This is a genomic window from Cystobacter fuscus DSM 2262 (genome assembly GCF_000335475.2).
Lineage (GTDB): Bacteria > Myxococcota > Myxococcia > Myxococcales > Myxococcaceae > Cystobacter > Cystobacter fuscus.
The window spans coordinates 372,543-396,571 of sequence record NZ_ANAH02000001.1 but is presented as its reverse complement, the minus strand read 5'-3'; the positions used below and the strand labels follow the sequence as shown (position 1 = coordinate 396,571).

Below are 24,029 nucleotides of genomic sequence, written 5' to 3'. Positions count from 1 at the left end.
ACAAGGTGTGACTCAGGGAAGCAGGGCCGCCGTGGGCAGCGGACGATTCACCAGGGTGCCATCCCCTATCTGCCCGGAGTCGTTGAGGCCCCATGAATGGACGTAGCCATCGGTCTTCACCGCCGTGAGGTGCGCGGTACCGGCTCCGAGGCTGGCCACTCCGGAGAAGACCTCAACCGTCGGGTAGACAGTGCGCAGAACCGGGGCGATCGTGGTCCTGCTGGCGGTGGTGTTATCGCCGAGCTGTCCGGAACTGTTGAGACCCCAGGTTGACACGGTGCCATTCGTGGTCAGGGCCGCGGAGGTATTTCCGCCAGCCGCGAGGCGCGCGGCATTGGTCAGGGTGGTGATGGGCACGGGCGCGGACTTGTCGGTCGTCGTGCCGTCACCGAGCTGGCCGTACAGGTTGTCACCACAGGCCCAGGCCGTTCCGTTGGCTTCCAGCAACAGCGTGTGGTTCGCACCCGCGGCGATGCCGATGCCCTTCACGATGCCGGGAATCTGCGAGATGAGCGGGCTGAACCGCCCGGAACCCGAGCCGGAATCACAGAGCTGTCCGTGCTCATCGCTTCCCCAGGCGAAGGCGGTGCCGTTCTGGTGGATCGCCAGGGAGTGGTTGTCACCCGCCGAAATGGCGACGACTTTTTCGAGGTAATGGACCGCGACGGGGGAGAGTCGATCGGTACAGGTTTCATCTCCGAGCTGCCCCAGGTGGTTTCTTCCCCAGGCATAGACCGTCCCGTCGAACCGCAAGGCGAGCGAGTGCGTTGCTCCCGCCGCGAGGGCCACGATGCCGGTCAGGTTCGGAACCTGGGTGGGCAGGCTCCGGTTCGTGGTGCTTCCATCTCCGAGCTGGCCGTGGTTGTTACGGCCCCAGGCGAAGACGGTGCCATTGGCAGCCAGGGCGAGCGAATGGTTCGCTCCAGCCGCTACCGCGATGATGCCGGTCAGGGTGCTGAGCTGAACCGGCGTCAATCGTCTCAAGGGCGTCCCATCACCGATCTGTCCGTACGTGTTGGAGCCCCAGGCCCACACCGTACCGTCCCCCTTGACGTAGATCGTATGTTGAGCGCCACCCGCGACACCCTGGAGCCCCGAGGTGAGCAGGATGGTTCCAGGTGTGGAGCGATTCACCTTGGTATTGTTACCCAGTCCTCCATAGGTATTGAGCCCCCAGCCCCAGATGACACCGTTCGAGCTTCCGATCGCGTGGGAGTGAGAGACCCCCGCGGACACGGCTGTCACTCCGCTGAGCGTCGATACGGCTATGGGAGAAAGCACATTGGCCGTGGCGCCATTGCCCACCTGCCCGTAAGCGTTGTACCCCCAGGCGGTGACCGTTCCATCGGATTTGAGCGCGAGTGAGTGGTTGCCTCCGGCGGCCAGACTCTTGATGTTGTTCAGTCCGGAAACGCCCACGGGGCTGGCACTGGTGGTGGTGGTGCCATTGCCGAGCTGGCCGTAGGTGTTGGCGCCCCAGGAAACCACGGCTCCGTTCGCTCTCAGGGCGAGGGAGTGTGCTGCTCCGGCGGAGATGGCCACCGCATCGGTCAGGTTCACGGCCTGCACGGCGGCGGACTGGGTCGCCAGTGTTCCATTTCCGAGCTGGCCAGAGCTATTGAGGCCCCAACTCCAGACCGTTCCGTTCGACTTGAGGGCGAGTGTGTGGTGGGTGCCCGCGGCAATCGCGACGACATCCGTGAGGGGGGAGAGGATACCGCCGAACGACTGCTGCACCTGCGCTGGGAGTTTCTGGGTCGCGGGTGACGCGTTTCCGAGTGCGCTATTGCCATTGTACCCCCACGACCAGACCGTTCCATCCGACTTCAACGCGAAGGATTGGTAATAGTCGGCCGCGATGGCGATGACGCCAGTGAGGTTGAGCACCTGCACGGGTTTGGTCCGAGTGGTCGTGGTGTTGTCACCGAGGTTGCCATAGGTGTTGAGGCCCCAGGCCCATACGGTGCCGTCGGACTTGAGGGCCAGCGAGTGGTAATACCCGGCGGCGACGGAGATGACACCGGTCAGGTTGGAAACCTGGACCGGTGAAAGGCTATCGGTCGCGGTTCCGTTGCCGAGCTCGCCATGATAATTGTATCCAGACGCCCAGACCGTTCCATCCTGGCGAACAGCGAGCGTATGGTGTGCTCCTCCTTCCATCCTGATGGGGGTTCCGCGGGCCTCGATGTTTCGCTCGGCCTTCGTGATGCTCTCGTCACCACCCGGTGTTCCCTGCCCGTCTGTTCCCTGGCAACCCCCCATGACGAGCAGGAAAAAGACAGCACAATACGCACTCCACGACGTGTGGCCATACAACATTCTTGTTTGCACTCAACCCCTCCCTCCGCGCGAGTATAACACGAATAGGGGCGTCTCTTCGCGTGGAGTGCGGGTCCATTTCCGCGAGCATTCACTCCCTTGTGGAGCGCCAGGCCCTTCACGGCCTTGTCGACCTGCTTCCGGTCACCCCGGATCGCCAGGCCGACGAGGTCGAGATCCTCCGGGTTCTCGGCCCGGAACGCCGCGCGGTTCGCCTCGTCGTTGCCGGTGGAGAACATGGCGCCCACGTAGACGGCGGACTCCAATCCGCGCTCCAGCGCGGCGCGGTGGGTGCCCTGGAGCTGGGCCCGCGTGGCGCTGAAGACGAGTATCGGCTGGCCGAGCATCCGGCTGTAGCGCCCGCCCACGGCGTCCTCAGTAGGGCTCGTTAGTAGGGCTCGTCGATGGCTTCCGGGGCCGAGGCGGCGATTCCCGTGGCCGGGCGCGGCGCGCGGCGTGGTTCGCGCGCTCCCCCCTGCCCGCCACCACGGACGCACCGACATGGCGGGCTCCCTGGGGGTGCTCCGAAACCGCCCGGAAATGGCTCCGAAAATCCGGGAGGAAACTCCGGCTCTCAAGAATCGATAATCAATTTATCAAGCAGTTGGATTCGAACCCCAGCTTCGGCCCCGAGCGGGCCCAAGGAAAATCACATGTCCTCTCTGTCCTCGATCGTGAATTCGACCCAAGGTGCCATGGGCGGTCTGAGCGCTGCCCAGAACCAGATGCTCGCGACCGCTCCCGCCGAGATGAAGCCCTTCCTGGAGGCCCAGATGAAGATGCAGAAGGAGCAGGAGCTCAACCAGTTCATCACGCAGATGATGAAGCAGCTGCACGAGATGGGCATGTCCGTCATCAAGAACATCGGCGGCTGATTCCCGCTCCTCGAGCGGCTCATCCGTACCGGCCTCGCGCGGTCCTCCGATAAAGGGGACGCGGCGCGGGGCCGGTCGTCGTTCGTGGGGCAGGGGCCCGCTCAGTCGAACATGGCGCCGAGCGCCTCGGACAGGGTCTCCACGCCGACCACCTCCAGCTTGGAGTCCTCGAGTCGCCGGGCGCTGCCCTTGGGAATGACGGCGCGCTGGAAGCCCATCTTCGCCGCCTCGGCGAGCCGCGGCTCCACCTGGCCCACCGCGCGCACCTCGCCCGCGAGTCCCACCTCGCCGAGCACCAGGGTGTGCGCCTCGAGCGGCCGGTTCTGCAGGCTGCTCACCAGCGCCGCGCACACCGCCAGGTCACACGCCGGCTCGGACAGTTGCATGCCGCCGGCCACGTTGACGAAGAGGTCGCAGCCCACCAGGGGAATGTCCTCCTTCTTCTCCAGCACCGCGGCGAGCAGGGCCACGCGGTTGCCATCCACGCCGATGGCCGTGCGCCGCGCGGTGCCGTAGCCGGTGGGCGCCACCAGCGCCTGCACCTCCACCAGCAGGGGCCGGGTGCCATTGAGCGTGCACGTCACCACGCTGCCCGCCTTGCCCGCCGGGCGCTCGGCGAGGAAGAGCGCCGAGGGGTCGGCCACCTCCACGAGCCCCGCGCCCTTCATCTCGAAGACGCCAATCTCGTTCGTCGAGCCGAAGCGGTTCTTGTGCGCCCGCAGAATCCGGAAGGGGTGGCCGCGCTCGCCCTCGAAGTAGAGCACGGTGTCCACCATGTGCTCGAGCACGCGCGGGCCGGCGATGGAGCCCTCCTTCGTCACGTGGCCCACGAGGAAGGTGGGCACGCCGCTGCGCTTGGCGAAGGCCATGAAGCGTCCGGCCACCTCGCGCACCTGGGAGATGCTCCCCGGCGCGCTGCCCAGCTCCGGCAGGTACATGGTCTGGATGGAGTCCACCACCAGCGCCCGGGGCTTGAGCGACTCGGCCACCGAGAGCACCCGCTCCGCGTCCGTCTCCGCGAAGAGGTGGATGGACTCGCCCTCCACCCGGAGGCGCTCGGCGCGCATCTTCGTCTGCCGCAGGGACTCCTCGCCCGACACGTAGAGCACCGGGCCCGCGTGGCCCAGCCGGTCCAACGCGGCGAGCAGCAGCGTGGACTTGCCGATGCCGGGGTCTCCGCCGAGCAGCACCAGCGAGCCGTCCACCACTCCGCCGCCGAGGACCCGGTCGAACTCGGCGATGCCCGTGTGCCGGCGCTGCTCCTGCTCGCCGCTCACCTCGCGCAGCCGCACCGGCTTGGAGGCTCCGCCCGAGGCGCCCCAGGCCGGGCGCTTCTCGTCCACCTTCGTCTCGGTCTCCTCCACCAGCGAGCTCCACGCGCCGCAGTCGGGGCACTTCCCCAACCACTTCGCCGACTGGTACCCGCATGCCTGACACGCGTAATGCGTCTTCGCCTTCGCCATGGAGGTTGTCTCTAGCGCACCCCTCCCACGCCGCCCCACTTCATTTCCTGGCCGTAAGCAGAGCAGGCAGGGAGGCGTGGGGATCCATCCAAATTCGCCGGAACAAGTTGTGCTCCGGGGAGGGGCTCCCCAAGTTGCAGTCCACTGGGGCCGCACGGGGCGGTGCCCGATCGAGGAGAGAACAGATGAGCATCATTTGGTTCATCGTGGTGGGTCTGGTGGCGGGTCTGATCGCGCGTGCTCTGGTTCCGGGCCGCCAGTCCATGGGTCTCGTCATGACGATGATCCTGGGCATCGTGGGTTCGTTCGTGGGTGGCTTCATCGGCGCGCTGTTCTCGCCGGGCCGGAGCGTCCTCGACCTGCATCCCTCGGGTCTCATCATGTCGGTGATTGGCTCCATCGTCGTGTTGTTCCTGGCGGGCTGGGCGGGCCGCGGACGCAGAATCCACGCCTGAGAGGGCGGGCCTTCGGGGGGATGACCTCCGCAAGTCCCTGATTTCAGAGTGATTTTCGGCACGCCCGGGGGTTGTCAACCCGGGCGTGCTGCGTGGTTGACAAGCCAGGGGCCATCCACGACGTTCGGCGCTCTTCCGAGGAGCCCATGTCCGCCCACGCCCCTTCCGACGACTCGTTCCACGGCCACGCCCACTTCGCCACGCCGCCTCCCGGTGTCACCGTCCGCCATGACTGGACGCTGCCCGAGGTGCGCGCCCTCTACGCGCTGCCGCTGCTGGAGCTCATCCACAAGGCGCAGAGCGTCCACCGGGCCGTCTTCCAGGACAACAAGGTGCAGTTGTGTTCGCTCCTGTCCATCAAGACGGGCGGCTGTCCCGAGGACTGCGGCTACTGCCCCCAGGCGGCGCGCCACCACACGGGCGTGAAGGCCGAGAAGCTCATGCCGGTGGAGGCCGTGCTCTCCTCCGCCGCCCAGGCCCGGGCCGCGGGCGCCACGCGCTTCTGCATGGGCGCGGCCTGGCGCGAGGTGAAGGACGGTCCCCAGTTCGACAGCGTCCTGGAGATGGTGAAGGGCGTGAAGGCGCTCGGCATGGAGGCGTGTGCCACGCTGGGCATGCTCTCCGAGAGCCAGGCCGCGCGGCTGCGCGAGGCGGGCCTGTCCGCCTACAACCACAACCTGGACACCTCGGCCGAGCACTACGGGGACATCATCTCCACGCGCACGTATGACGATCGGCTGCGCACGCTCGAGCGCGTGCGCAAGGCGGGCATCTCCGTGTGCTCGGGCGGCATCATCGGCCTGGGCGAGAGCGTGGAGGACCGCTGCGGGCTCTTGCTCACGCTGGCCAACCAGGAGGTGCACCCGGAGTCGGTGCCCATCAACGCGCTGGTGGCGGTGAAGGGCACGCCCCTGGAGAACCAGAAGCCGGTGGAGTCGGTGGAGATGGTGCGTACCATCGCCACGGCGCGCCTGCTCATGCCCTTGTCCATGGTGCGCCTGTCCGCGGGCCGCAAGCAGATGAACGAGGAGGCGCAGCTGCTCTGCATGCTCGCGGGCGCCAACTCCATCTTCTTCGGCGACAAGCTGCTCACCACGGGCAACCCCGAGTACGCCCAGGACATGGCCCTGCTGGAGAAGGCGGGCATCCGGCCGATGGAGCCGGACATGTCCCGGTGAGCGCGCGCGCCGCGGGCGTGGCCACCGCGTGGGCCGAGGAGGGGCTCGCCGCCCTGAAGGCCCGGGGGCTGCGCCGCTATCTGGAGCCGCTCGACTCCGCCCAGGGGCCGCTCGTGCGCCTGGGCGGCGAGACGCTCGTCAACTTCGCCTCCAACGACTACCTGGGCCTGGCCGCGTCGCCCACCGTGCGCGCCGCGGCCGCCGCCGCGCTCGAGGTGCATGGCGTGGGCTCCGGCGCGAGCCGGTTGGTGGTGGGCGACACCTCCGCGCACCAGCGGCTGGAGGCCCGGCTCGCCGCCTTCGAGCACGCCGAGGCCGTGCTCCTGTTCAACTCGGGCTACGCGGCCAACGTGGGCACCCTCCAGGCGCTCGTGGGCCCCGAGGACGCCGTCTTCTCCGACGCCCTCAACCATGCCTCCCTCATCGACGGCTGCCGGCTGTCACGCGCCCGCACGGTCGTCTACCCCCACTCGGACGTCGAGGCGCTGGAGCGCGCCCTGGCCTCCACCCCCGCGCGCCGCCGGCTCGTCGTCACCGACACCGTGTTCTCCATGGATGGAGACGTCGCCCCCCTGCGCGACATCGTCCAGGTGTGCCAGGCCCACGGCGCGGCGCTCCTCGTCGACGAGGCGCATGCCACGGGCGTGCTCGGCGAGCGGGGGGCGGGCTTGTGCGAGGCGCTGGGCCTGGAAGGGGCCGTGGACGTGCGCATGGGCACGTTGAGCAAGTCGCTCGGCGGGCTGGGGGCGTACATCGCCGCGTCCCGCCCGGTGGTGGACTTCGTGCTCCAGCGCGCCCGGCCGCTCGTCTATTCCACCGCGCTGCCCGCCGCCCTGTGCGCCGCGGCCGAGGCCGCCGTGGACATCGTCGAGCGGGACGACGCCCTGCGCGCCCGGCTGTGGCGCAACATCCACCGCTTCTCCAAGGGGCTGCGAGAGCTCGGCTTCGCCGCGGAGCCGCGCAGCGCCGTCTTCCCCGTCATCGTGGGCGAGCCCGAGCGCGCCGTCGCGGCCTCCCAGGCGTTGCGCTCCCGGGGCCTGCTCGTGAAGGCCATCCGCCCGCCCACCGTCCCCGAAGGCACCAGCCGGTTGCGCTTCTGCCTGTCCGCCGCGCATACCGAGGGCCAGCTCGACCTGGCGCTCGCCGCCCTGCGCTCCCTCAATCTCTGACACCGGAGGCCCCATGGCCCGCAAACGTGCGCTTCCCCCCGTCCCCCGCTTCTTCGTCACGGGCACCGACACCGGCGTGGGCAAGACCCAGGCCTCGCGTGCCCTGCTGTCCCTGATGGCCGACGCGGGGCTGTCCCCCCAGGGCTTCAAGCCCTACGAGAGCGGGTGTGCCTCGCTGCGCGCCCCCGCGGACGCGCTGAGCCTGCGCGAGGCCGCGCGCAGCGACCTGCCCCTGGACCTCGTCTGTCCCCACCGCTTCCGAGCGCCCCTGGCCCCGGGCATCGCCGCGCGCCGCCTCGGCCGCGAGCCCGACTGGGGCGTCACCCTCGCCGCCTGGGAGCGGGTGGGCAAGGGGGCCGTGGTCGCGGAGGGCGCCGGCGGCCTCTTCGTCCCGCTCGACTCCTCCCACGACGTCATCGATCTCATCTCCACGCTCGGCCTGCCCGTGCTGCTCGTGGCCCGCGCGGGCCTGGGCACGCTCAACCATACGGCCCTGTCCCTCGAGGCCCTCGCCGCGCGCAACATCCCTGTCGCGGCGGTGCTGCTGTCGCGGAGCACCCCCACGCGCGACCCTTCCGAGCGCGACAACGCGGCGCTCATCGCCGAGCGTCATGGCGTCCGTGTCCTGGGCCCTGTTCCCTACCTGTTGCAGCCGGTACGCCGTCACGCGGCGTTCCGCGCGGCACTCGCCCCGCTGCTCGGGATGGATCGCGCGCGAGCCCGATAAATCGGCCTCCGCCGCGTTTCGCACGCGCGCCGGAGATCAAATTTTCGCACCGTCCGGCCGCGAAATGGACGCATGTTTCGATCCGGGTGAGAAACCTCGGCGAATGGCCGACATCATCGACCTCTCGCTCCTCGCTGACTCCAGGCGATACCTCTCCAAGCTCCTCGATACGCGCGGTCTCTCCTACTTCCTGCAGAAGGAGGGAGCCCGGCTCTTCCACCTCGAGCCGACCAAGGTCGAACTGGTGTTGCGCACCGCCCTCCGCTCGCGGGAGGGGACACTGCCCAAGCCCCACCCCAAGGCGATCGACCACTGCCGCAAGGAGATCCGCCGCGAGCTCATCCGGCGCGTGGCCTCCGCCATGCTCCAGACGGGCCTGTGAGTCCCTTCTCCGCGCGCACGGGATTCGCGCGGACGTGGAACGCCCTGGCCCTGGCGCTCGCCAGCCGCCGCGCCCGGGGACTGCCGGTGATGGACCTCACGGAGACCAACCCCACCCGCGCGGACCTGCCCCTGCCCGCGCCCGCGCCGCTGGCCCACCCGGAGGCCCTGCGCTACGCCCCCGAGTCCCTGGGCCTGCTCTCCGCCCGCGAGGCGGTGGCGGCCTTCCTGGGCACGCGGGGCGCCGCCCTCCGCCCCGAGCACCTCGTCCTCTCGGCGAGCACGAGCGAGGCATACGGCTGGCTCTTCAAGCTGCTGTGCGAGCCGGGGGACAACGTGCTCGTGCCCGCGCCCAGCTACCCGCTCTTCGAGTACCTCGCGCGGCTGGAGGGGGTGGAGACGCGCACCTACCGCCTGCCCCTCGCGCATGGCTTCGGCCTGGACGTGGACGCGGTGGATGCCGCGCGTGACGCGCGCACGCGGGCGGTGCTCGTGGTGAATCCCGGCAACCCCACGGGCCACTACCTGCGCGAGGGCGAGCTGGAGGCACTGAGTGCCCTGTGCGCGCGGACCGGGCTGGCGCTCGTGTCCGACGAGGTCTTCTCCGACTTCGCCTGGGACGCGGAGCCGGGGCGGGTGGGCTCGGTGGCCGGGCGGGCGCTGCCGATGCCCACCTTCAGCCTGTCGGGGCTGTCGAAGGTCGCCGGCCTGCCGGGCCTCAAGCTCGCGTGGATGCACGTGGGGGGACCCGAGGCGGCGCGGGACGAGGCCCTGGCGCGCCTGGAACTGGTGGCGGACACGTACCTGCCGGTGAACACGCCCGTGCAGCTCAGCCTGCCGGAGTGGCTGGCCCACGCGCCTGTCTTCCAGGGCGCGGTGCTCGCGCGGGTGAAGGAGAACCGGCGCCGGCTGCTCGAGGCCCGGCCGGCGGGAGCGCCCTGGGACGTGGTGCCCGCTCAGGGCGGCTGGAGCGCCGTGTTGCGCATTCCCCTGGAGCCCGGCGAGGAGGCCACGTGTCTGGCCCTGCTGGAGGAAGGGGTGAGCGTGCAGCCGGGATACTTCTATGACTTCCGGGGAGGGGCCTTCCTCGTGTTGTCGCTGTTGACGCACCCGGACGTCTTCACCGCCGCCCTGGGGCCGCTCGCGCGCGTGCTGGCCGCGGGCGGCTAGGGTCTCCGAGCGTCAGTGCAGGTGGGGGGAGCTGACGGCCTCGCGGGGCACCTTGCCCGTGGCCACCTGGCTTCCCGCGAGCCCGTAGCACTCGATGCTCAGGCGTTGATCCCACGCCTCCCGCGCCTCGATGCGGCTGGCCCGGCGCCGGGCGAGCAGGGCGGGCATGGAGGTGACGAAGAGGCCATAGAAGCCCGTCTCATCCTCCACCATCTCCGAGGGCGCCACCCCCAGCTCCGCCTCCACTTGCTGCAGCGCGGTGAGGAAGCGACGCTCCCGGTCATCCTCCAGGGCGCTCTCCCGGGCTCCGTCCAGGGACAGCTCGACGAGGGATCGGCCCGACATGCTCCGCGCCACCGCCTGCCGCGCCTTGTTGCGGCGCTCCCGTGCCTCGAGGGCTCGGTTCTGTCCCTCTCGTCCTTCCACCAGCTTCGTCACGGTCATGGCCATGGTCGCCTCCCCCGGAACCGCTCCGGTTTCGCGATGTCCTTCTCCACTACCTAGATGGAGTGATGCGGACAGCGCTTCGCCGTTTCGGTGACAAAGATGTGCAGTGCCTGCTCCTTCTTCATGCGGGCGGGCCGACGATCGTCCTGCAACCTTCAAAAATCCGTCGGGAATGCCCCCCGCACTGGTGACAAGCACACGCTTGGCGCGCCAGGCGGGGTGGGGGAAGCGGTGCGTCACACCCGCGAGGGGCGGCGCGAGACGCGGTAGAGCACGAAGCACATGAAGGCGAAGGCGAGCACGCCGAGCAGCTGGTAACCCCCCGCGCCCAGGACGTTGGTGAGGGCGTGTTCCACCGACAGCCGGGAGATGACGTCGTTGATGGGCCCGTACACCGACAGCATGGCGACCACCACGCCCGCGAGCGCGCCACCGGCCACCAGGCCCGTGGAGAAGAGGTTGCCGGGGCCGAGTTCCGACTCCTCCACGTGCTCGCCCTTGCGCTGGGCCACGAAGTCGGACAGGCCCTTGATGGCGCCGCCCACGAAGATGGGGGCGGTGGTGGACAGGGGCAGGTAGGCGCCCACGGCGAAGGACAGCGACTTCACGCCGCACAGCTCCATCGTCACCGACAGGAAGACGCCCACGAGCACGAACTGCCAGTCCAGGTTGAAGGACAGCAGGCCCTTGATGAGCGTGGCCATGAGCGTGCCCTGCGGGGCGGGGTACGCGTCCGTGCCGATGCGGTGCAGGATGCCCTGGGCGCGCATCGCCTCGGTGGGCGTGTCCAGCAGCTTCATGGTGAGCCCGATGACGATCGCCGCCGCCACCGCGCCAATCATCAGGCCGATCTGCTGCGCGCGCGGGGTGGCGCCCACCAGGTAGCCCGTCTTCAGGTCCTGCGACGTGGCGCCCGCGTTGGCCGCCGCGATGCACACCATGCCGCCCACGCACAGCGCCATGGGCTGGTAGATGTCCCCCGTCCAGCCAATGCCGATGAAGATGAGGCAGGTGGCCATCAGCGTGGCGATCGTCATGCCGGAGATGGGGTTGGACGACGAGCCGATGATGCCCACGATGCGCGAGGCCACCGTCACGAAGAAGAACCCGAACACCACGATGAGGATGCCCAGCATCAGCCGGCCGAACACGCTCCCGGGCAGGAAGGGCAGCACGGCCAGCACCAGGATGAGGGCCGCGCTGCCGAAGAGCACCACGGTGATGGGCAGGTCGTTCTCGGTGCGCTTCTGCACGGCCTTCCCGGCGCCCTCCTTGAAGGACGCGAGGCTCTCCTGGAAGGCGGACACGATGGTGGGCAGCGTCTTGAGCAGCGTGATGAAGCCGCCCGCGGCCACCGCGCCCGCGCCAATCTGCCGCACGTACGCGCGGTAGATGGCCGCCGCGGTGTCGCGGAAGGTGTGCGTCGCCGGATCCCACCCGCCCGGGCCTCCCGCCGTGGTGAGGCTCTGCAGGTAGCCGAGCTTCACCAACTGCTCGGCGATGGTGTCACCCGGCACCAGCGTGGCCAGCAGCGGGATGAGGCCCAGCCACGCGAGCACGCCACCGGCCACGAGCACGCCGGCGATCTTCGGTCCGACGATGTAGCCCACGCCCAGGTACTCCGGGGTGATGTCGCCGTTGAGCGTGGCGGAGGGGAAGAACCGGTTGGTCTGCTTCGTCACCAGCCCCGGCGTCTCGGCGATGAGCTTCACGATCTTCTGCAGGAGCGCGTACACGAACGCGAAGCCCACGCCCTGGAAGGCGATCTTCGCCAGGTCACCGCCCTTCTCTCCCGCGATGAGCACCGAGGCGCACGCCGTGCCTTCCGGGTAGGGCAGGTTGGCGTGCTCCTTGACGATGAGCGAGCGGCGCAGCGGCACCATCATCAACGTGCCCAGCACGCCGCCCAGCAGCGCCAGCGTGAAGATGGTCCAGTACTCGAAGAAGCTCGCGCCCTGGCTCGCGGGGCTCAGGAAGAGGAAGCCGGGCAGGGTGAACACCACGCCCGCGGCGATGGACTCGCCCGCCGAGCCGATGGTCTGCACCACGTTGTTCTCGAGGATCGTCGAGCCCCCCAGCTTCTTGAGCAGGGAGATGGCGAGCACCGCGATGGGGATGGACGCCGAGACCGTCAGGCCCGCCTTGAGCGCCAGGTACACCGTGGCGGCGCCGAAGATGATGCCGAAGAACACCCCGATGATGACGGCCTTGGGGGTGAACTCCGCCACGTCCATCCGCTCGGCGGGGATGTAGGGCTGGAATTCTGTGGCGGGCTGGAGGGACTGGGTCGCGGCGGGACCAGCGGAATCAGGCTTCATTGTGATGGGGCTCCCAGGAGGGGGACGGCCGGGTCGGGGAGGGTTCTACAACCGCCTCCCGGGTCCTCCAAATGACTGGGTGCCCCAGGGGCTCAGGCGGCGACGTCCACCCGCCCCAGGCCCGGGCGCGGGCTGGGACCCGGCCGGGCCGGCATCCGGTCCAGGTTGGCCCGCTTGTGCCTCGGCACGAAGAAGCTCTTGAGGTTGTACACCATCAGCGCCCCGAGGAAGCCGGGCTGCAGCAGCCCCATGATGCCCTTGCGCAGGTGGAGCGCCTCGTAGAAGGTCCGGCACGACGCGGCGTGCTGGGACGTCAGGTCGATCATGTTCTGGAAGGACCACTGGAGGAACTTCAAGCCGAAGGGGCGCTTGCCCTCGGCTCGCGGGTGCGCCAGGTCCATGGTGGTGGTGAGCGTCCAGCACAGCCCGATGAGCCCGGCGAGCTTCTTCTGGAAGGGCCGCGCCACCTCCAGGGGCAGGCCCTCCGGCGAGGCCTTCGCCCGGGCGACGCACTCGCCGAGGAACTTCGCTCCCAGGGCGCTCACCGTCATGCCCTGCCCGAAGACGGGATTGAGGGCGCACACCGCGTCCCCCAGCAGCACGAAGCCCTCGGGCCGCCGCGCCAGCCGCTCGTAGTGCAGCCACCGGCTCGACGGAATCTTGTGCAGCACCGGGTCGGTGAGGGGCCGGGCGTCGCGGATGTACTCGTAGATGGCGGGCGTGGGCAGGCCGCGCGCGAACTCCAGGAAGCCCGCGTCGTCGGTGGGCGCGTGGTCGCCGAAGTAGCCGTTGAGGCTGACGATCCACCGCCCTCCCTCCACGTTGGAGATGAAGCCCGAGCGCTGGCTCTCGGGCGCCTTGCCATTGAGCACGAGGATCTTCCACGCATCGAAGCCGGGGGGGCGCTCGTAGAGGCGGCTCGTGTAGCCCAGGTCGATGCGCACCTGCTCCTGCTCCACCTGGCCGAAGCCCAGCGCCTCCAACCACTGCGGCGCCCGGGAGCCCCGGCCGCTGGCGTCCACGATGAGCGCGCCTGGAATCTCCTGCTCTCCCTCCGGGCCCTTCACCTTCACGCCCACCGCGCGGGTGCGCGAGGCGTCCAACACCAACTCCTCGACGCAGTACCCCGTGCGCAGCTCCACGTTGGGCAGCGCGGCGACGTGGCCGCGGAGCTTCCACTCGAGGAAGGGCCGCGACACGAGGATGGTCTCGATGTCTCCCTCATAGCGCGCCTTCCAGCTTCCCGACTGGAGCCAGGCGGCGTCCCGGGCCATGTCGATGTACTCGACGCCCCCCGCCTCCAGCTCCCGCCGCAAGCCCGGGAACAGCCCCTCCATCGTCTTGAGCCCGGCCTCCAGCACCGCGTGGATGTGGCGCCCCTGGGGCGTGCTCTTGCGCGCCTCGGGCCCCTCGGGAAACGGCTCGCGCTCCAGGACGAGCACCTTGTCGAAGTGATCCGCCAGCACCCGGGCGCTCATCAGCCCCGCGATGCTTCCTCCGATGATCACCGCTTGTCCGAACCTGTGCGTGTTGGGCTTCATCTACTTCCCCCTTGTCGATTGGTCAGACTCGCCGGACCGTTCGGTCCCGGACGATATATGAGAATCCGAGAGGGTACTCGTGTGCCTCGCGTGCTTCCCCTCCACTCGGGTGAAGGGTGGTTCGCTGCCGGTGTGAATGGCTGCGCTCGCTCGTGGCTCGGGATAGCCTTCACGGAAAGATCCACATCAAGAGGAACAGCAAACGCATGCCCAGGCTCGATCAGAAGGTGGCCATCGTCACGGGAAGCTCCCGCGGCATTGGTGCCGCGGTCGCACGGAGGCTGGCGGCCGAGGGCGCCAGGGTCGTGGTCAACTACGCCCAGAGCGCGCAGGCGGCCGAGGAGGTGGTGCGCTCCATCCATGCCGCGGGGGGCGAGGCCATCTCCTGCCGCGCGGACGTGGCGGACGAGGCGCAGATGCAGGCGCTCTTCGACACGACCCGCCAGCACTTCGGGTCCGTGGACATCCTGGTCAACAACGCGGCGGCCCAGGCCCCCGCGTCCCTGGACACCCTCGACCGGGCGCTCTTCCAACGGCTCGTGGAGGTCAACATCTGGGGGCTCATCGTGGGCTGCCGTCTGGCGGGGCGCCTCATGTCGGACCGGGGGCGCATCATCAACTTCTCGTCCGTGAGCGCCCACAAGAACATCGCCTGGGATGGCATGTACGCGGCCACCAAGGCCGCCGTCGAGTCGCTCACCCGCACCGCGGCCATCGAGCTCGCCCCGCGGGGCATCACGGTCAACGCGCTCATCATCGGCCTGGTGGCCACGGACATGGTGAGCGACGTGCCCCTCAAGGTCCGGCGCACCATCGCGTCGCAGACGTTGCTGGACAAGGTGGGCCGCCCCGAGGACATCAGCGGCTCGGTCGCCTTCCTCGCCTCCGAGGACGCCCGATGGGTGACCGGGCAGACGTTGGGGGTCAATGGTGGCTACCTCATGAAGTAGGCCACCCGGAGGCCCCGTGGAGCCTGGCCGCCGAGCGTGACCCGCCCTGTCGAATCGGGTCGGGCGCGAGGGACCTCTCAGGCTCCTCTCCTGCCCTCCGCCCGAGGAGGCCGGGAGCTTCTCCGGGCGGGATGATCCGCGGCGTGAAACAGCGGCGCGGGAAAAAACGGTGCTAGGATGAAAACGCGATGAACAAGCCTGAGTTGAAGCGTCTGGTCTGGCGTTGCTACCTGGAGCAGCAGTTCGCGATGTTGACCGCGCTGGTGCCGGTGGCCTACCTGCTCACGTTGGTGATGGGCCTGGAGTCCAAACTGGCCCTGAAGGTCTTCCTCATCAACGCGACGTGCAACACGCCCATTTTCGGCAACGTCATCACGTTCTTCGTGATCCGCCACTTCGTGACGAGCGCCGTGACGCCGCGGCCCGAGGACCTGCCGGGTGAGCGTCTGCGGCGCATCCTCAAGGCCCCGCGCAAGATCGAGATCGGCGTGATGCTGGCCTACCAGGGCTCCTGTATCACGTGGGCCACCTGGCCCGTGGTGAAGTACGACCTGAATCCGTGGATCATCCCCCAGTCGATGCTCGCCTTCGGCCTGCTGGCGATGGTCGTCGGCATCCGCATGGCGCTGCGCATGGAGCGCGTGCTGCGGCCCCATGCCATCGAGGAGCTGCACAAGTACCCGCAGCTGCGCATCGACGACGAGCGCGGCTTCCTGTGGCCCAAGCAGCGTTGGTTCCTGCCCTACTGCTTCGCCATCTTCGTGTTCGCCACGCTGACGGTGACGGGGATGATCATCTCGAAGAAGAGCGGCAGTGGTTACGAGAGCTTGTTCGCGGAGCTGTCGGAGGTGGCCCCGACGCTCCTCACGCTCGTGCAGACGCGGGTGATTGGCATCCTGGACTCGCTCGTCGTTCCCATCGTGGGCGTCGGTGGGTTCATGACCTTCGCCGCGGCGTGGTGCGCCTGGGAAATCGCTCGCCACCAGAGCGAGGGCTCGGGCGCCGTGCAGAAGTCCATCGGTTCCATCGCCTCGGGCCGGCCGGCGCTGCCGTACTGGGTCTCCACCGACGAGGTGGGTGATCTGTCCATGGCCACCGCCTCCGCGTTCGAGCGGTTGCGCACCTTCTCCTCGTCGCTCAGTGACTCGGCGCAGACGTTGGGCTCCTCGGCCGGACGGCTCAACAGCTCGCACAAGGAGCAGACCGAGGCGCTCTCCATCCAGGCCGCGGCGCTGCAGGAGACCCAGGTCACCGCCCAGGAGATCCGCCAGACGTCGATGGTCGCCGCCCAGAAGGCGGAGGACGTGTTGCAGCAGGCCGAGCGCGCGGATCAGATCGGCCGCGCGGGCGAAGCGGCGCTCGAGCAGAGCCTCGCGGGCATGCATGAAATCCAGCAGCAGGTGGTGCAGATGGCGCAGAGCATCCGCTCGCTGGATGAGCGGGCGCAGCAGATCGCCAACATCACCACCACGGTGAAGAGCCTGGCGGACCGCTCCACCATGCTGGCGCTCAACGCCGCCATCGAGGCGGTGCGCTCGGGTGAGCACGGCAAGGGCTTCAGTGTGGTGGCGCGGGAGATCCGCAGCCTGGCGGACCAGTCCGTCAAGGCCACCTACAACGTGCAGAACATCCTGCAGGACTTGAGCGAGTCCATCCGCGCCACGGCCGACATGACGGAGAGCGGCTCGGGCAAGGTGCAGGGCAGCGTGCAGCAGCTGCGCTCCTTCGGCGACAACATCAAGCAGCTGTCGGGCATCGTGCGCGACAACGTGAACTCCGTGCGGCAGATCTCCGCGGCCGTCACCCAGCAGAACCAGGGCATCGGGCAGATCTTCCAGGCGGTGAATGATCTCACGAAGATCATGGATCAGACGATGGCGAGTCTGCGCACGAGCGACGAGGCCGCGGACCACATGCGCATCGTGGCCTCGCGCGTGACGTCCTTCGTCGAGGAGTACAACTTCCAGACCGCCCTGAGCGCCGAGGAGGCTTCCTCGGCCGAGCGGGCCGAGCGGGCCTAGCGGACCCGGAAGCAACCCTGGCGGCCGTCAGCCGGCGGCCGCCAGCACCCGCCCCGTGCCGTCCGTGAGCAGCAGCGCGTCCAGGACGGACGGGGGCTCGCAGAGCCCCGGGGGCAGCTCCCACGTGTCGAGCTTCACCCGCAGGGCCAGGAGCCCCGCGTGCGCGTGGAGCAGCACGGGGCGCACCGCCACCTTCTGCAAGGGGGCGCGCAGCCCCACGCCCCACACCTTGAGCACCGCTTCCTTCATCGCCCAGGCGGCGGTGGTGGCGTCCACCTCCGCTCCGCACACGCTGGCGTAGCCCGCGCGCTCACCCGGAGCGAAGGCCTCCTCGAGGAAGGCCTCGCCCGCCTCCACCCGCTCTTCCAGGTCCACCCCCAGCGCGCCGCCGCGCGCGAGCGCCGCCACCGCCAGGCCCGTGGAGTGGGAGATGGACAGCGCGAGTCCCCGCTCGGGTACGAGCACCGGGCGGCCCGCGTCCGGCCCCTCGGCGCGCGCCGTCACCTCCGCCCGGGCTCCGGGCTCCAGGCGCTCGAGGGCGCGGTGCGCGGCGAGCCGGCCCGCGACGAACTCCCGCCGCCGCTTGGCCGTGCGGCACCGGGCGAGCCCCTCGCGCTCCAGGCCGCGGAGGGTGGCGTCGTCCTCCGCCCCCACCTCGGCCCAGCCCAGGAAGAGCTCCCGCCCGCCGGGGAGCTGGAGCCGCTCAGCTCTCCGCACTCCGCTGCTCACCCCGGCGCAGCCGCCGGAACCACAGCCCGCTGCCGCCCAAGAGCAGCGCGCCGTCCTCGCCCCGCACCTCGAAGTCGTAGATGACGTCCTCGCCCTCCACCCGCATCATCCGCGCCTTGACGTGGCCCGACTCGCCGAGCCGCCGCTGGCGCCCGCGCACCAGGTGGTCCACGCCCATGGGCACCGACACGAGGTTGTTGTGGTGTCCGTCCCAGTTGGCCGCCACCTGGAAGGCGGCGTCGAGCAGGAGCGGATCCAACTGGAAGCGGGGCCTGGCCACGTGCGTGAAGATCTCCCGCTGCCGGGGCGCGCGGATGATGCCCTCCACCTCGCGCTCGCCCACGTAGACCCATTCCGCGCGGCAGAAGAGCGGACCCAGGTACAGGGGCTCCTTGGCCAGGTGGAAGATGGAGCGCGCGCGCGCGCCAGGGAGCGCCTCGGGCAGCTTGCCCTGGCTGGCCTCCGCGGGCGGCGGTGGTCCGAGCACGAAGATGCCCTGCTGGTGGATGCGCCGCTGGGTCTGCTCGGAGCGCCCGCCCAGCGCCAGGTCACTGCTGGACTCCACGTAGAGCGTCAGCTCGTCGCCCTGGCGCTTGAGCACCTTGGCGGTGAGGGTGACGTGGACGGGCTTGCCCTTGGCGCGCTCGCCGGTGAGCGGGGCCTTGAAGAACTTGAGCGGCGTCTCGATGCGCAGGTTCTCCGCGCGCAGCACGGAGAGGTCCGGGCGGAAGAGGGAGGCCGTCTCGCCCAGCATCTCGAAGCCGAAGGTGCCGGGCATGATGGGCACCGAGTCCAGCTGGTGCTGGAGCACGAACGGGTCCGTCCTCAGGTCGAACGTGCGCGTGGCGATGAGCCCCTCGGCGTCATGGCGCTCCACGCAGTCGAGCATCGGGTAGTCCGAGCGCACGAGCAGGAAGCCGCGGTCGTCGTACACGGTGCGCGCGTCCGGGCCGTCCGCGGAGGCGCCCAGGAAGGGCCACTCGCGGAAGAGCCGCTCGTCGAAGATGGCCACCTCGCGCTCGGAGCGGCCGAGCATCAGCTCGTTGATGAACCAGTAGGCGCCCTCCGCCGGGGTGATGAAGGACACGCCGGTGTTCTGCACCACGTCCATCTGCCGCGCCGCGGCGCCCACGCCTTCCCACGCCGTCCAGTCGATGGTGACGCAGCGCATGTGGGGCCGGGCCCGGTGCGCGTACGCCATGGCGCACTTGCTCATCAAGTCATTGGCGGCGCTGTAGTCCGCCTGGCCCTTGTTGCCGAAGCGGCCCGCGCCCGAGCCGAAGCACATCATCAGCTTCAGGTCATCGCGCCGCGTGGCCTCCAGCAGGTTGATGAGGCCGAGCACCTTCACCGCCATGGTGGAGGCCACGATGCCGGGCGTCTTGTCGGGCAGGCTCTTGGAGGACTCCACCATGGCGCCGTGGACGATGCCGTCGATGTGGCCGTGGTACTCGCGCACCCGGTCCACCATGGCCCGCACGTCCGTGGCGCTGCGCACGTCGCACGTCTCGTACTCGATGGACAGGCCCTGGGCGTACACCTCCTGGAGGTTGCGCCACAGCTCGCGTGCCCGGACGTAGGACTCGAACATCTCGTTGAAGCGCACCACCGTGAGGGACGGGTCCGCCTTCTTGCGGCGCACCATCTCCTCCTTGCGGTAGTTCTCGAAGTCCGCGTCGTCCAGCGCCAGGTAGGGCTCGTCTCCCGTGGGCGTGGGGGTGCGCCCGGTGACGATCACCTTGGGGCCCAGTCTCGCCACCGCCTTGGCCACCTCGAAGACGGCGCCGCGCCCGCCTCCGGAGAAGAGCAGCACCCAGCTCGGGTCCACCCGCCGCAGCACCGTGTTGTCTTCCTGGGAGAAGTCCGAGCGGCGCAGCCCCACCACGAAGCGGCGGCCCGCCAGGTAGCCGATCTCCGTGCGATCACTGCCTTCCTCCAGCTCGCGCGCCACCGTCTCCGCCACCACCCAGTGCGACACGCGGGGCTCGAAGTCGATCGTCTTGACGACCGTGGAGGGCAGCTCCTGCTTGAGCCCCTTGAGGAAGCCCGCGAGCGCGCCGCCCATCACGTTGCCGCCATCTCCCACGAAGCCGAAGTCACCGCCCATGGTGGTGACGGCCACGTAGCAGGCGTTGCGCCCCTTGGCGTCCCGCATCCGCTCGTAGAGCGCGCGGCCGGTGCCGTGCCAGCGCGCCGTGGTCTCCGCCATGCGGCGCGCGAAGCGGGCGCTGCCCAGCGTGAGGAAGTACTCCACCGGACCGAAGGCGCCCAGGTCGATGACGCCATCCGCTCCTCCCAGCTCCGCGCTGGCCATGCGCACGCGGCGCTCCACCTCCAGCGCGTCGGTGAGGCCCGTCACCTGCACCGTGGCCAGGCGCACGCCCTTGCCCACGAGCAGGCGGCTGAAGGCGGCGACGAGGCCCGGCTCGTCCCCGAGCAAGAGCAGCTTGCGGCCCGCGAGCGGGTAGCGCTTCTCCGACGAGAGCGCCAGCGGCACCAGGTCCACGCTCCAGCGCTGCGCGGACAGGCCGCGGCTGGGCAGGGGATGGCCCGAGGTGAGGCTCTGCGGGTCCACCGTCTGGGGCTTGCGGTGGACGTTGCCGTGCTCCTCCAGGATGACGTGGTAGTTGGTGCCACCCGCGCCGAACGAGCTCACTCCCGCGTAACGCTTGCCTTCCCGGGGCGCCGGCCACGGACGGCCCTCGAGCGACAGGGCGATGGGCAGCTTGTCGAAGGGAATCTCCGCCTTGGGGAACTCGCCGCCGTTCATGGGCGGCAGGTACGCCTCGCTCACCGCGAAGGCCGTCTTGATGAGGGCGAGGATGCCGCTGGCCGACGAGGTGTGGCCGATCTGCGACTTGAGCGTGCCCATGGGCACGGGGTTGTCGCGCCCACGCGACTGGAAGGCCTCGCCATAGGCGGTGGCCTCCGCGCTGTCTCCCATGCGCGTGCCCGTGCCGTGCGCCTCCAGGAGGCCCATCTGGTCCGGGTGGATCTTCGCGTCCTCCAGGGCGCGCTCCACCGCGCGCGCCTGTCCCTTGGGGTTGGGCGCGAACACGCTGGTGCCCCGTCCGTCACTGGAGAAGCCGATGCCGGAGATGACGGCGATGATGCGGTCCTTCTGCGCCTCCGCGTCCTCCAGGCGCTTGATGACCACCGCGCCCGCGCCCTCGGCCGGCACGAAGCCATCGGCGCGATCGTCGAAGGGGAAGGTCCCGCGCGGCGAGAGGATGCCGAGCGCGGCCAGGGCGGCGGCGTACTCGGGCACCAGGTTGAAGGCCACGCCGCCAGCCACCACGACGTCGACGTCGCGGTTGCTCAGCGCGAGCATGCCCGCGTGCAGCGCCGCGGGAGAGCTGGCGCACGCGGCGTCCACCGCCATCACCCCGCCGTTGAAGTCATGCAGGGCGGCCAGCCGCGCCGCGCAGGCGATGCCCGAGTAGTACTGGGACGTGTTCTCATCCAGCGGGGGCAGCTTGGAGACCAGGTTGGCACGCGCGGCCTCGATGAGGGGGGCCACCTGGGCGTCGGTGAGGCCCTCGGCGCGCAGGGCCTGCGCCGCCAGCTTGAGGTAGCGCTCGCCGACGAAGCGCACCTCGATCTCGAACTCCTTGTAGCGCACGGGCAACTGGCCCACCACCACCTGCACGCGCTTGCCATTCCACGCGCCGGGCTCGTGGCCCGCCTGGCCGAGCGCCTCCTCCGCCGCCTTGACGAAGATGGGGACGGATGGGTCCAACGCCGCGGCCTGCGCGGGAGGCAGCTTGAGCCAGCGCGGCTCGGCGAGCGGAATCTCCACCGTGCCGGCCAGCCGGGGCACCACCTCGTTCTTGCTCAAGAGGGCGCCCAGGGTGCGGTTGACGTCGAAGCGCGAGGTCGGCAGGTCGCCGATGGCGTCCGCCTTGGACACCGTGTTCGTCCACAGCGCCTGGGCATCCGGCGCTCCGGGCGCGAGCGCCCCCATGCCGACGATGGCGAACTTCTGCACGGCCGGGCGCACGGGGCGGATGTCCGTCCACGCCTCGCGCGTGGGCGCGGGCCCGAGCAGCGCGTGATAGGCCATGTTGCTCCAGCCCAGGCTGCTGACGCCCACGTAGGCGCGCGGCGGCAGCGGCTCCGGGCGGGTGAGGCAGTGCAACAGCCCGTCCGCGCCCGGCCGGGGCGAGGTGAGTCCGGCCACGGGCGCGCGCACGTTGCCGTGCAGCGACAGCGCCGCGCGCATCACCGACACGAGCCCGCTGGCCGCCTGCTGGAAGCCCACCTGGGGCGCCGCCGTGGAGAAGGTCAGCGGCTCGGAGCGTGTCGCGGAGAGCGCCGCCTTGAGCCCGAGCAGCTCCTGGTCCTCCAGGCCCGGCACGCCGCAGGCCTGCAGCTCCACGTGCCGCACCTGCTCGGCCTCCACTCCACTCAGGTCCAGGCAGGCGCGCGCGGCGCGATCCACCATGCGCGACAGGCGCGACAGGCCCTGCTTGAGGTTCACCTCGGCGGTGACGCCGTGGAGCACGGCGTAGATGCGCTGCTTGTCCGCCAGCGCGTCATCCAGCCGGCACAACACGAGCGCCACGGCGCCCTCGCCGGGCAGCGTGCCCGCGGAGCGCCCATCGAGCGCGAGCAGCTCGCGCTCCGCCAACCAGCCGCGCGCGGCCAGCAGGCCGAAGGAGGAGGGGCTGAGCAGCGGCGCCACCGCGCCCACCACCGCCACGTCGCACTGGCCATGCTGGAGCGAGAGCGAGGCGAGCCGCAGCGCCGCCAGCGACGAGGCCGTGCCCGCGTCGACCGCGAGGTGGCCGCCGCGCGTGTCGAGCAGGGTGGACAGGCGGTTGGCCACCATGGTGGCCGTCATGGGCACCGTCTCGGTGATGATGGGCGGGGCGTGCTGCTCCACGTGCCGCTCCACGGCCGCCAGCAGCCGGGCGCCGTCGGGCCTGTGGGCCAGCAGCGGGGCGAGATGATCTCTCAGCTCGGGGGCGCGCAGGCGCAGGGCCTGATCGGTCTTCAGGTCCACGCCCAGGCCGGTGGAGCCCAGGAAGATGGCGCAGCGGCTGCCCGGGCTCTTGTCGGGGCCATAGCCGGCGTCATGGGTGGCCTGCAGGAGCGTGAGGTGCAGCAGCCGCTCCATGCGGTGCATCTTCTCCACGTGGGCGGGCGGCAGCTTGAACTGCTTCCAATCCTTGCCCTCCTCGGGGACGAAGCCGCCCAGGAGCGGATGGTGCACGGGCAGGCCGGCGTTCCAGTCCTCCGGGGCCTGGGTCAGGGCGCGCATCCCCTCGAGGGACTGGTTCATGAAGCGCGCGGGCGTGTCGGCGCCGGGCAGCCGGCAGCCGAGTCCGATGATGGCCAGGGGGATGTTCGCGGAGGAGGTCATCGCGGGGTCAGGAGCTTGACGAAGGCCTGCCAGGTGACGCGGGGCAGGGTGGGGGTGGTGTCCTCGGAGGGCAGCGAGGCCATGCCGATGCCGCGCAACTCGAGCACGGGGATGCCGTCCTGGCCGAGGAGCTGGGCGTTGAAGGAGGCGAGGCCGCTGCCGGCGCCACTCAAGCGAGCGTCGCACAGCAGCCGCTCGTCCCGCCGCGGCATGCGGTACCAGTTGGCGTCGGTCATCGCCATCTCGCGCGAGCCCTCGCCGGAGAAGGCGTACCAGAGCCACTTCACCAGGTGCAGCGCCCCCTCGAGCGCGGCGGGGGCCACCTGGATGCGGCTGGCGGGGAGGACCTTGGAGAGCGTCCGGGGGTGGATGAGCCCTCCCTGGATGCGGCCCAGCTCACACAGCCGGGCCCAGGAGACGACCTGGAGCGACTCGGGGACGCGGTCGCCCTGGCCGCCCACGCTCGTGTAGAGCTGCCGCCCGTTCTGGAGGTTCTCCGTGCGGGGCGCGAGCTGCCGTTGCTGCTGGGGCCAGGGGGCGGGCCCATAGGCCTGGCCGAACTGGAGGATGGCGCGGCAGACGGGGATGGGCTCCTCGCTGCTCTCCTGCTCCAGCGACAGGAAGACCGAGACCTCACCATCCTGCTCCCGGCGCGCGCGCCCCACCAGCCGCGCGGCGGCCGCGGGCACCGGGGCGCGCAGGAACCAGCGCACGTCCCGCATGCCCACCAGCACCCGGTCCGGGTACACGAGCGCGCCCACCTCGGCGAGGAACTCCAGCTCCAGGGACGCGGACAGCGGGCGCGTCTCCTCGTCGAGCTCCACGGGAAGGCGCACGTCGCGCTTGGCGACCGCGCTCTCCCCGCGGAAGACCTCGGCCACGTCCTCCACCAGGGGGTATTGTGAGGTGTCGGGTTGCACG

Annotated in this window: 17 protein-coding genes and 1 pseudogene; 9 read left to right on the top strand and 9 right to left on the bottom strand. The window is 70.1% G+C overall.

The genetic code is table 11. The annotated features are described in order from the left end of the window. Positions 1-12: 12 nt before the first annotated feature. Together D187_RS01480 and D187_RS51850 are read right to left on the bottom strand one after the other, a co-directional pair. Positions 13-2,319 carry an RCC1 domain-containing protein gene (locus D187_RS01480; protein WP_076606070.1) on the bottom strand — a complete coding sequence of 769 codons (2,307 nt, stop codon included), beginning with the start codon at positions 2,317-2,319 and terminating at the stop codon, positions 13-15. Positions 2,320-2,477: 158 nt separating this feature from the next. Further along, positions 2,478-2,822: pseudogene (locus D187_RS51850) on the bottom strand (DUF2000 family protein); the annotation flags it as partial. A 150-nt stretch (positions 2,823-2,972) separates the two neighbouring features. Here D187_RS51850 and D187_RS01470 point away from each other — a divergent pair. After that, positions 2,973-3,194: a hypothetical protein gene (locus D187_RS01470; RefSeq protein ID WP_020917717.1), complete on the top strand. Its 222-nt coding sequence runs from the start codon at positions 2,973-2,975 to the stop codon at positions 3,192-3,194. 101 nt (positions 3,195-3,295) lie between these two features. Here the strand turns inward: D187_RS01470 and radA are convergent, their stop codons facing one another. Then, positions 3,296-4,657 (bottom strand): DNA repair protein RadA, encoded by a 1,362-nt coding sequence (gene radA / locus D187_RS01465; RefSeq protein WP_002622150.1) that lies wholly within the window; start codon positions 4,655-4,657, stop codon positions 3,296-3,298. A 185-nt stretch (positions 4,658-4,842) separates the two neighbouring features. Here radA and D187_RS01460 point away from each other — a divergent pair, with 185 nt between their 5' ends. The 6 genes from D187_RS01460 to D187_RS01435 all read left to right on the top strand — a co-directional run bounded on the left by D187_RS01460 (position 4,843) and on the right by D187_RS01435 (position 9,737). Next, complete coding sequence (locus D187_RS01460) at positions 4,843-5,112, top strand: GlsB/YeaQ/YmgE family stress response membrane protein (RefSeq protein ID WP_002622149.1); 270 nt, start codon at positions 4,843-4,845, stop codon at positions 5,110-5,112. Positions 5,113-5,258: 146 nt separating this feature from the next. After that, positions 5,259-6,290: a biotin synthase BioB gene (gene bioB, locus D187_RS01455; protein ID WP_002622148.1), complete on the top strand. Its 1,032-nt coding sequence runs from the start codon at positions 5,259-5,261 to the stop codon at positions 6,288-6,290. Continuing rightward, a complete protein-coding gene (gene bioF / locus D187_RS01450; protein ID WP_002622147.1) occupies positions 6,287-7,459 on the top strand; it encodes an 8-amino-7-oxononanoate synthase in 1,173 nt (390 codons plus the stop codon). The genes bioB and bioF overlap by 4 nt, the downstream gene beginning before the upstream one ends. 13 nt (positions 7,460-7,472) lie before the next feature. Continuing rightward, on the top strand, positions 7,473-8,186 hold the full coding sequence (gene bioD / locus D187_RS01445) for a dethiobiotin synthase (protein WP_002622146.1): 714 nt from the start codon (positions 7,473-7,475) through the stop codon (positions 8,184-8,186). Positions 8,187-8,289: 103 nt separating this feature from the next. Beyond that, positions 8,290-8,568, top strand: a complete 279-nt coding sequence (locus tag D187_RS01440; RefSeq protein WP_002622145.1) for a hypothetical protein — start codon at positions 8,290-8,292, stop codon at positions 8,566-8,568. Continuing rightward, positions 8,565-9,737, top strand: coding sequence for a pyridoxal phosphate-dependent aminotransferase (locus D187_RS01435; RefSeq protein ID WP_002622144.1), 1,173 nt, complete (start codon positions 8,565-8,567; stop codon positions 9,735-9,737). Before D187_RS01440 ends, D187_RS01435 begins: the two co-directional genes overlap by 4 nt. A 12-nt stretch (positions 9,738-9,749) precedes the next feature. On the opposite strand, the gene D187_RS01430 is transcribed toward D187_RS01435, so the two are convergent. The 3 genes from D187_RS01430 to D187_RS01420 all read right to left on the bottom strand — a co-directional run bounded on the left by D187_RS01430 (position 9,750) and on the right by D187_RS01420 (position 14,043). After that, complete coding sequence (locus D187_RS01430; protein WP_002622143.1) at positions 9,750-10,187, bottom strand: citrate lyase holo-[acyl-carrier protein] synthase; 438 nt, start codon at positions 10,185-10,187, stop codon at positions 9,750-9,752. Positions 10,188-10,420: 233 nt separating this feature from the next. Next, positions 10,421-12,502: an OPT family oligopeptide transporter gene (locus D187_RS01425; protein WP_002622142.1), complete on the bottom strand. Its 2,082-nt coding sequence runs from the start codon at positions 12,500-12,502 to the stop codon at positions 10,421-10,423. 92 nt (positions 12,503-12,594) lie between these two features. Next, complete coding sequence (locus tag D187_RS01420) at positions 12,595-14,043, bottom strand: NAD(P)/FAD-dependent oxidoreductase (protein WP_020917716.1); 1,449 nt, start codon at positions 14,041-14,043, stop codon at positions 12,595-12,597. 206 nt (positions 14,044-14,249) lie between these two features. On the opposite strand from D187_RS01420, the gene D187_RS01415 reads away from it, so the two are divergent. After that, complete coding sequence (locus D187_RS01415) at positions 14,250-14,993, top strand: SDR family NAD(P)-dependent oxidoreductase (RefSeq protein ID WP_002622140.1); 744 nt, start codon at positions 14,250-14,252, stop codon at positions 14,991-14,993. A 188-nt stretch (positions 14,994-15,181) separates the two neighbouring features. Next, a complete protein-coding gene (locus D187_RS49285; protein WP_002622139.1) occupies positions 15,182-17,014 on the top strand; it encodes a methyl-accepting chemotaxis protein in 1,833 nt (610 codons plus the stop codon). 27 nt (positions 17,015-17,041) lie between these two features. On the opposite strand, the gene D187_RS49280 is transcribed toward D187_RS49285, so the two are convergent. The 3 genes from D187_RS49280 to D187_RS01395 are packed head-to-tail and all read right to left on the bottom strand — an operon-like array spanning position 17,042 to position 24,028. Beyond that, entirely contained in the window at positions 17,042-17,731 is a 690-nt protein-coding gene (locus D187_RS49280) for a 4'-phosphopantetheinyl transferase family protein (protein WP_002622138.1), read from the bottom strand. Further along, positions 17,718-23,108: an SDR family NAD(P)-dependent oxidoreductase gene (locus D187_RS01400; protein WP_002622137.1), complete on the bottom strand. Its 5,391-nt coding sequence runs from the start codon at positions 23,106-23,108 to the stop codon at positions 17,718-17,720. Before D187_RS01400 ends, D187_RS49280 begins: the two co-directional genes overlap by 14 nt. Then, on the bottom strand, positions 23,105-24,028 hold the full coding sequence (locus tag D187_RS01395; RefSeq protein WP_002622136.1) for a hotdog family protein: 924 nt from the start codon (positions 24,026-24,028) through the stop codon (positions 23,105-23,107). The genes D187_RS01400 and D187_RS01395 overlap by 4 nt, the downstream gene beginning before the upstream one ends. Position 24,029 lies beyond the last annotated feature (1 nt).

What these genes read in the sequence shown, in the direction of transcription:
- D187_RS01470 (WP_020917717.1), top strand. Translation starts at nt 2,973, where the DNA reads ATGTCCTCTCTGTCCTCGATCGTGAATTCGACCCAAGGTGCCATGGGC.
- bioD (WP_002622146.1), top strand. Translation starts at nt 7,473, where the DNA reads ATGGCCCGCAAACGTGCGCTTCCCCCCGTCCCCCGCTTCTTCGTCACG.
- D187_RS01430 (WP_002622143.1), bottom strand. Translation starts at nt 10,187, where the DNA reads ATGGCCATGACCGTGACGAAGCTGGTGGAAGGACGAGAGGGACAGAAC.
- D187_RS49285 (WP_002622139.1), top strand. Translation starts at nt 15,182, where the DNA reads ATGAACAAGCCTGAGTTGAAGCGTCTGGTCTGGCGTTGCTACCTGGAG.
- D187_RS01425 (WP_002622142.1), bottom strand. Translation starts at nt 12,502, where the DNA reads ATGAAGCCTGATTCCGCTGGTCCCGCCGCGACCCAGTCCCTCCAGCCC.
- radA (WP_002622150.1), bottom strand. Translation starts at nt 4,657, where the DNA reads ATGGCGAAGGCGAAGACGCATTACGCGTGTCAGGCATGCGGGTACCAG.
- D187_RS01400 (WP_002622137.1), bottom strand. Translation starts at nt 23,108, where the DNA reads ATGACCTCCTCCGCGAACATCCCCCTGGCCATCATCGGACTCGGCTGC.
- D187_RS01460 (WP_002622149.1), top strand. Translation starts at nt 4,843, where the DNA reads ATGAGCATCATTTGGTTCATCGTGGTGGGTCTGGTGGCGGGTCTGATC.
- bioB (WP_002622148.1), top strand. Translation starts at nt 5,259, where the DNA reads ATGTCCGCCCACGCCCCTTCCGACGACTCGTTCCACGGCCACGCCCAC.
- D187_RS01480 (WP_076606070.1), bottom strand. Translation starts at nt 2,319, where the DNA reads ATGTTGTATGGCCACACGTCGTGGAGTGCGTATTGTGCTGTCTTTTTC.
- D187_RS01420 (WP_020917716.1), bottom strand. Translation starts at nt 14,043, where the DNA reads ATGAAGCCCAACACGCACAGGTTCGGACAAGCGGTGATCATCGGAGGA.
- D187_RS01415 (WP_002622140.1), top strand. Translation starts at nt 14,250, where the DNA reads ATGCCCAGGCTCGATCAGAAGGTGGCCATCGTCACGGGAAGCTCCCGC.
- D187_RS01440 (WP_002622145.1), top strand. Translation starts at nt 8,290, where the DNA reads ATGGCCGACATCATCGACCTCTCGCTCCTCGCTGACTCCAGGCGATAC.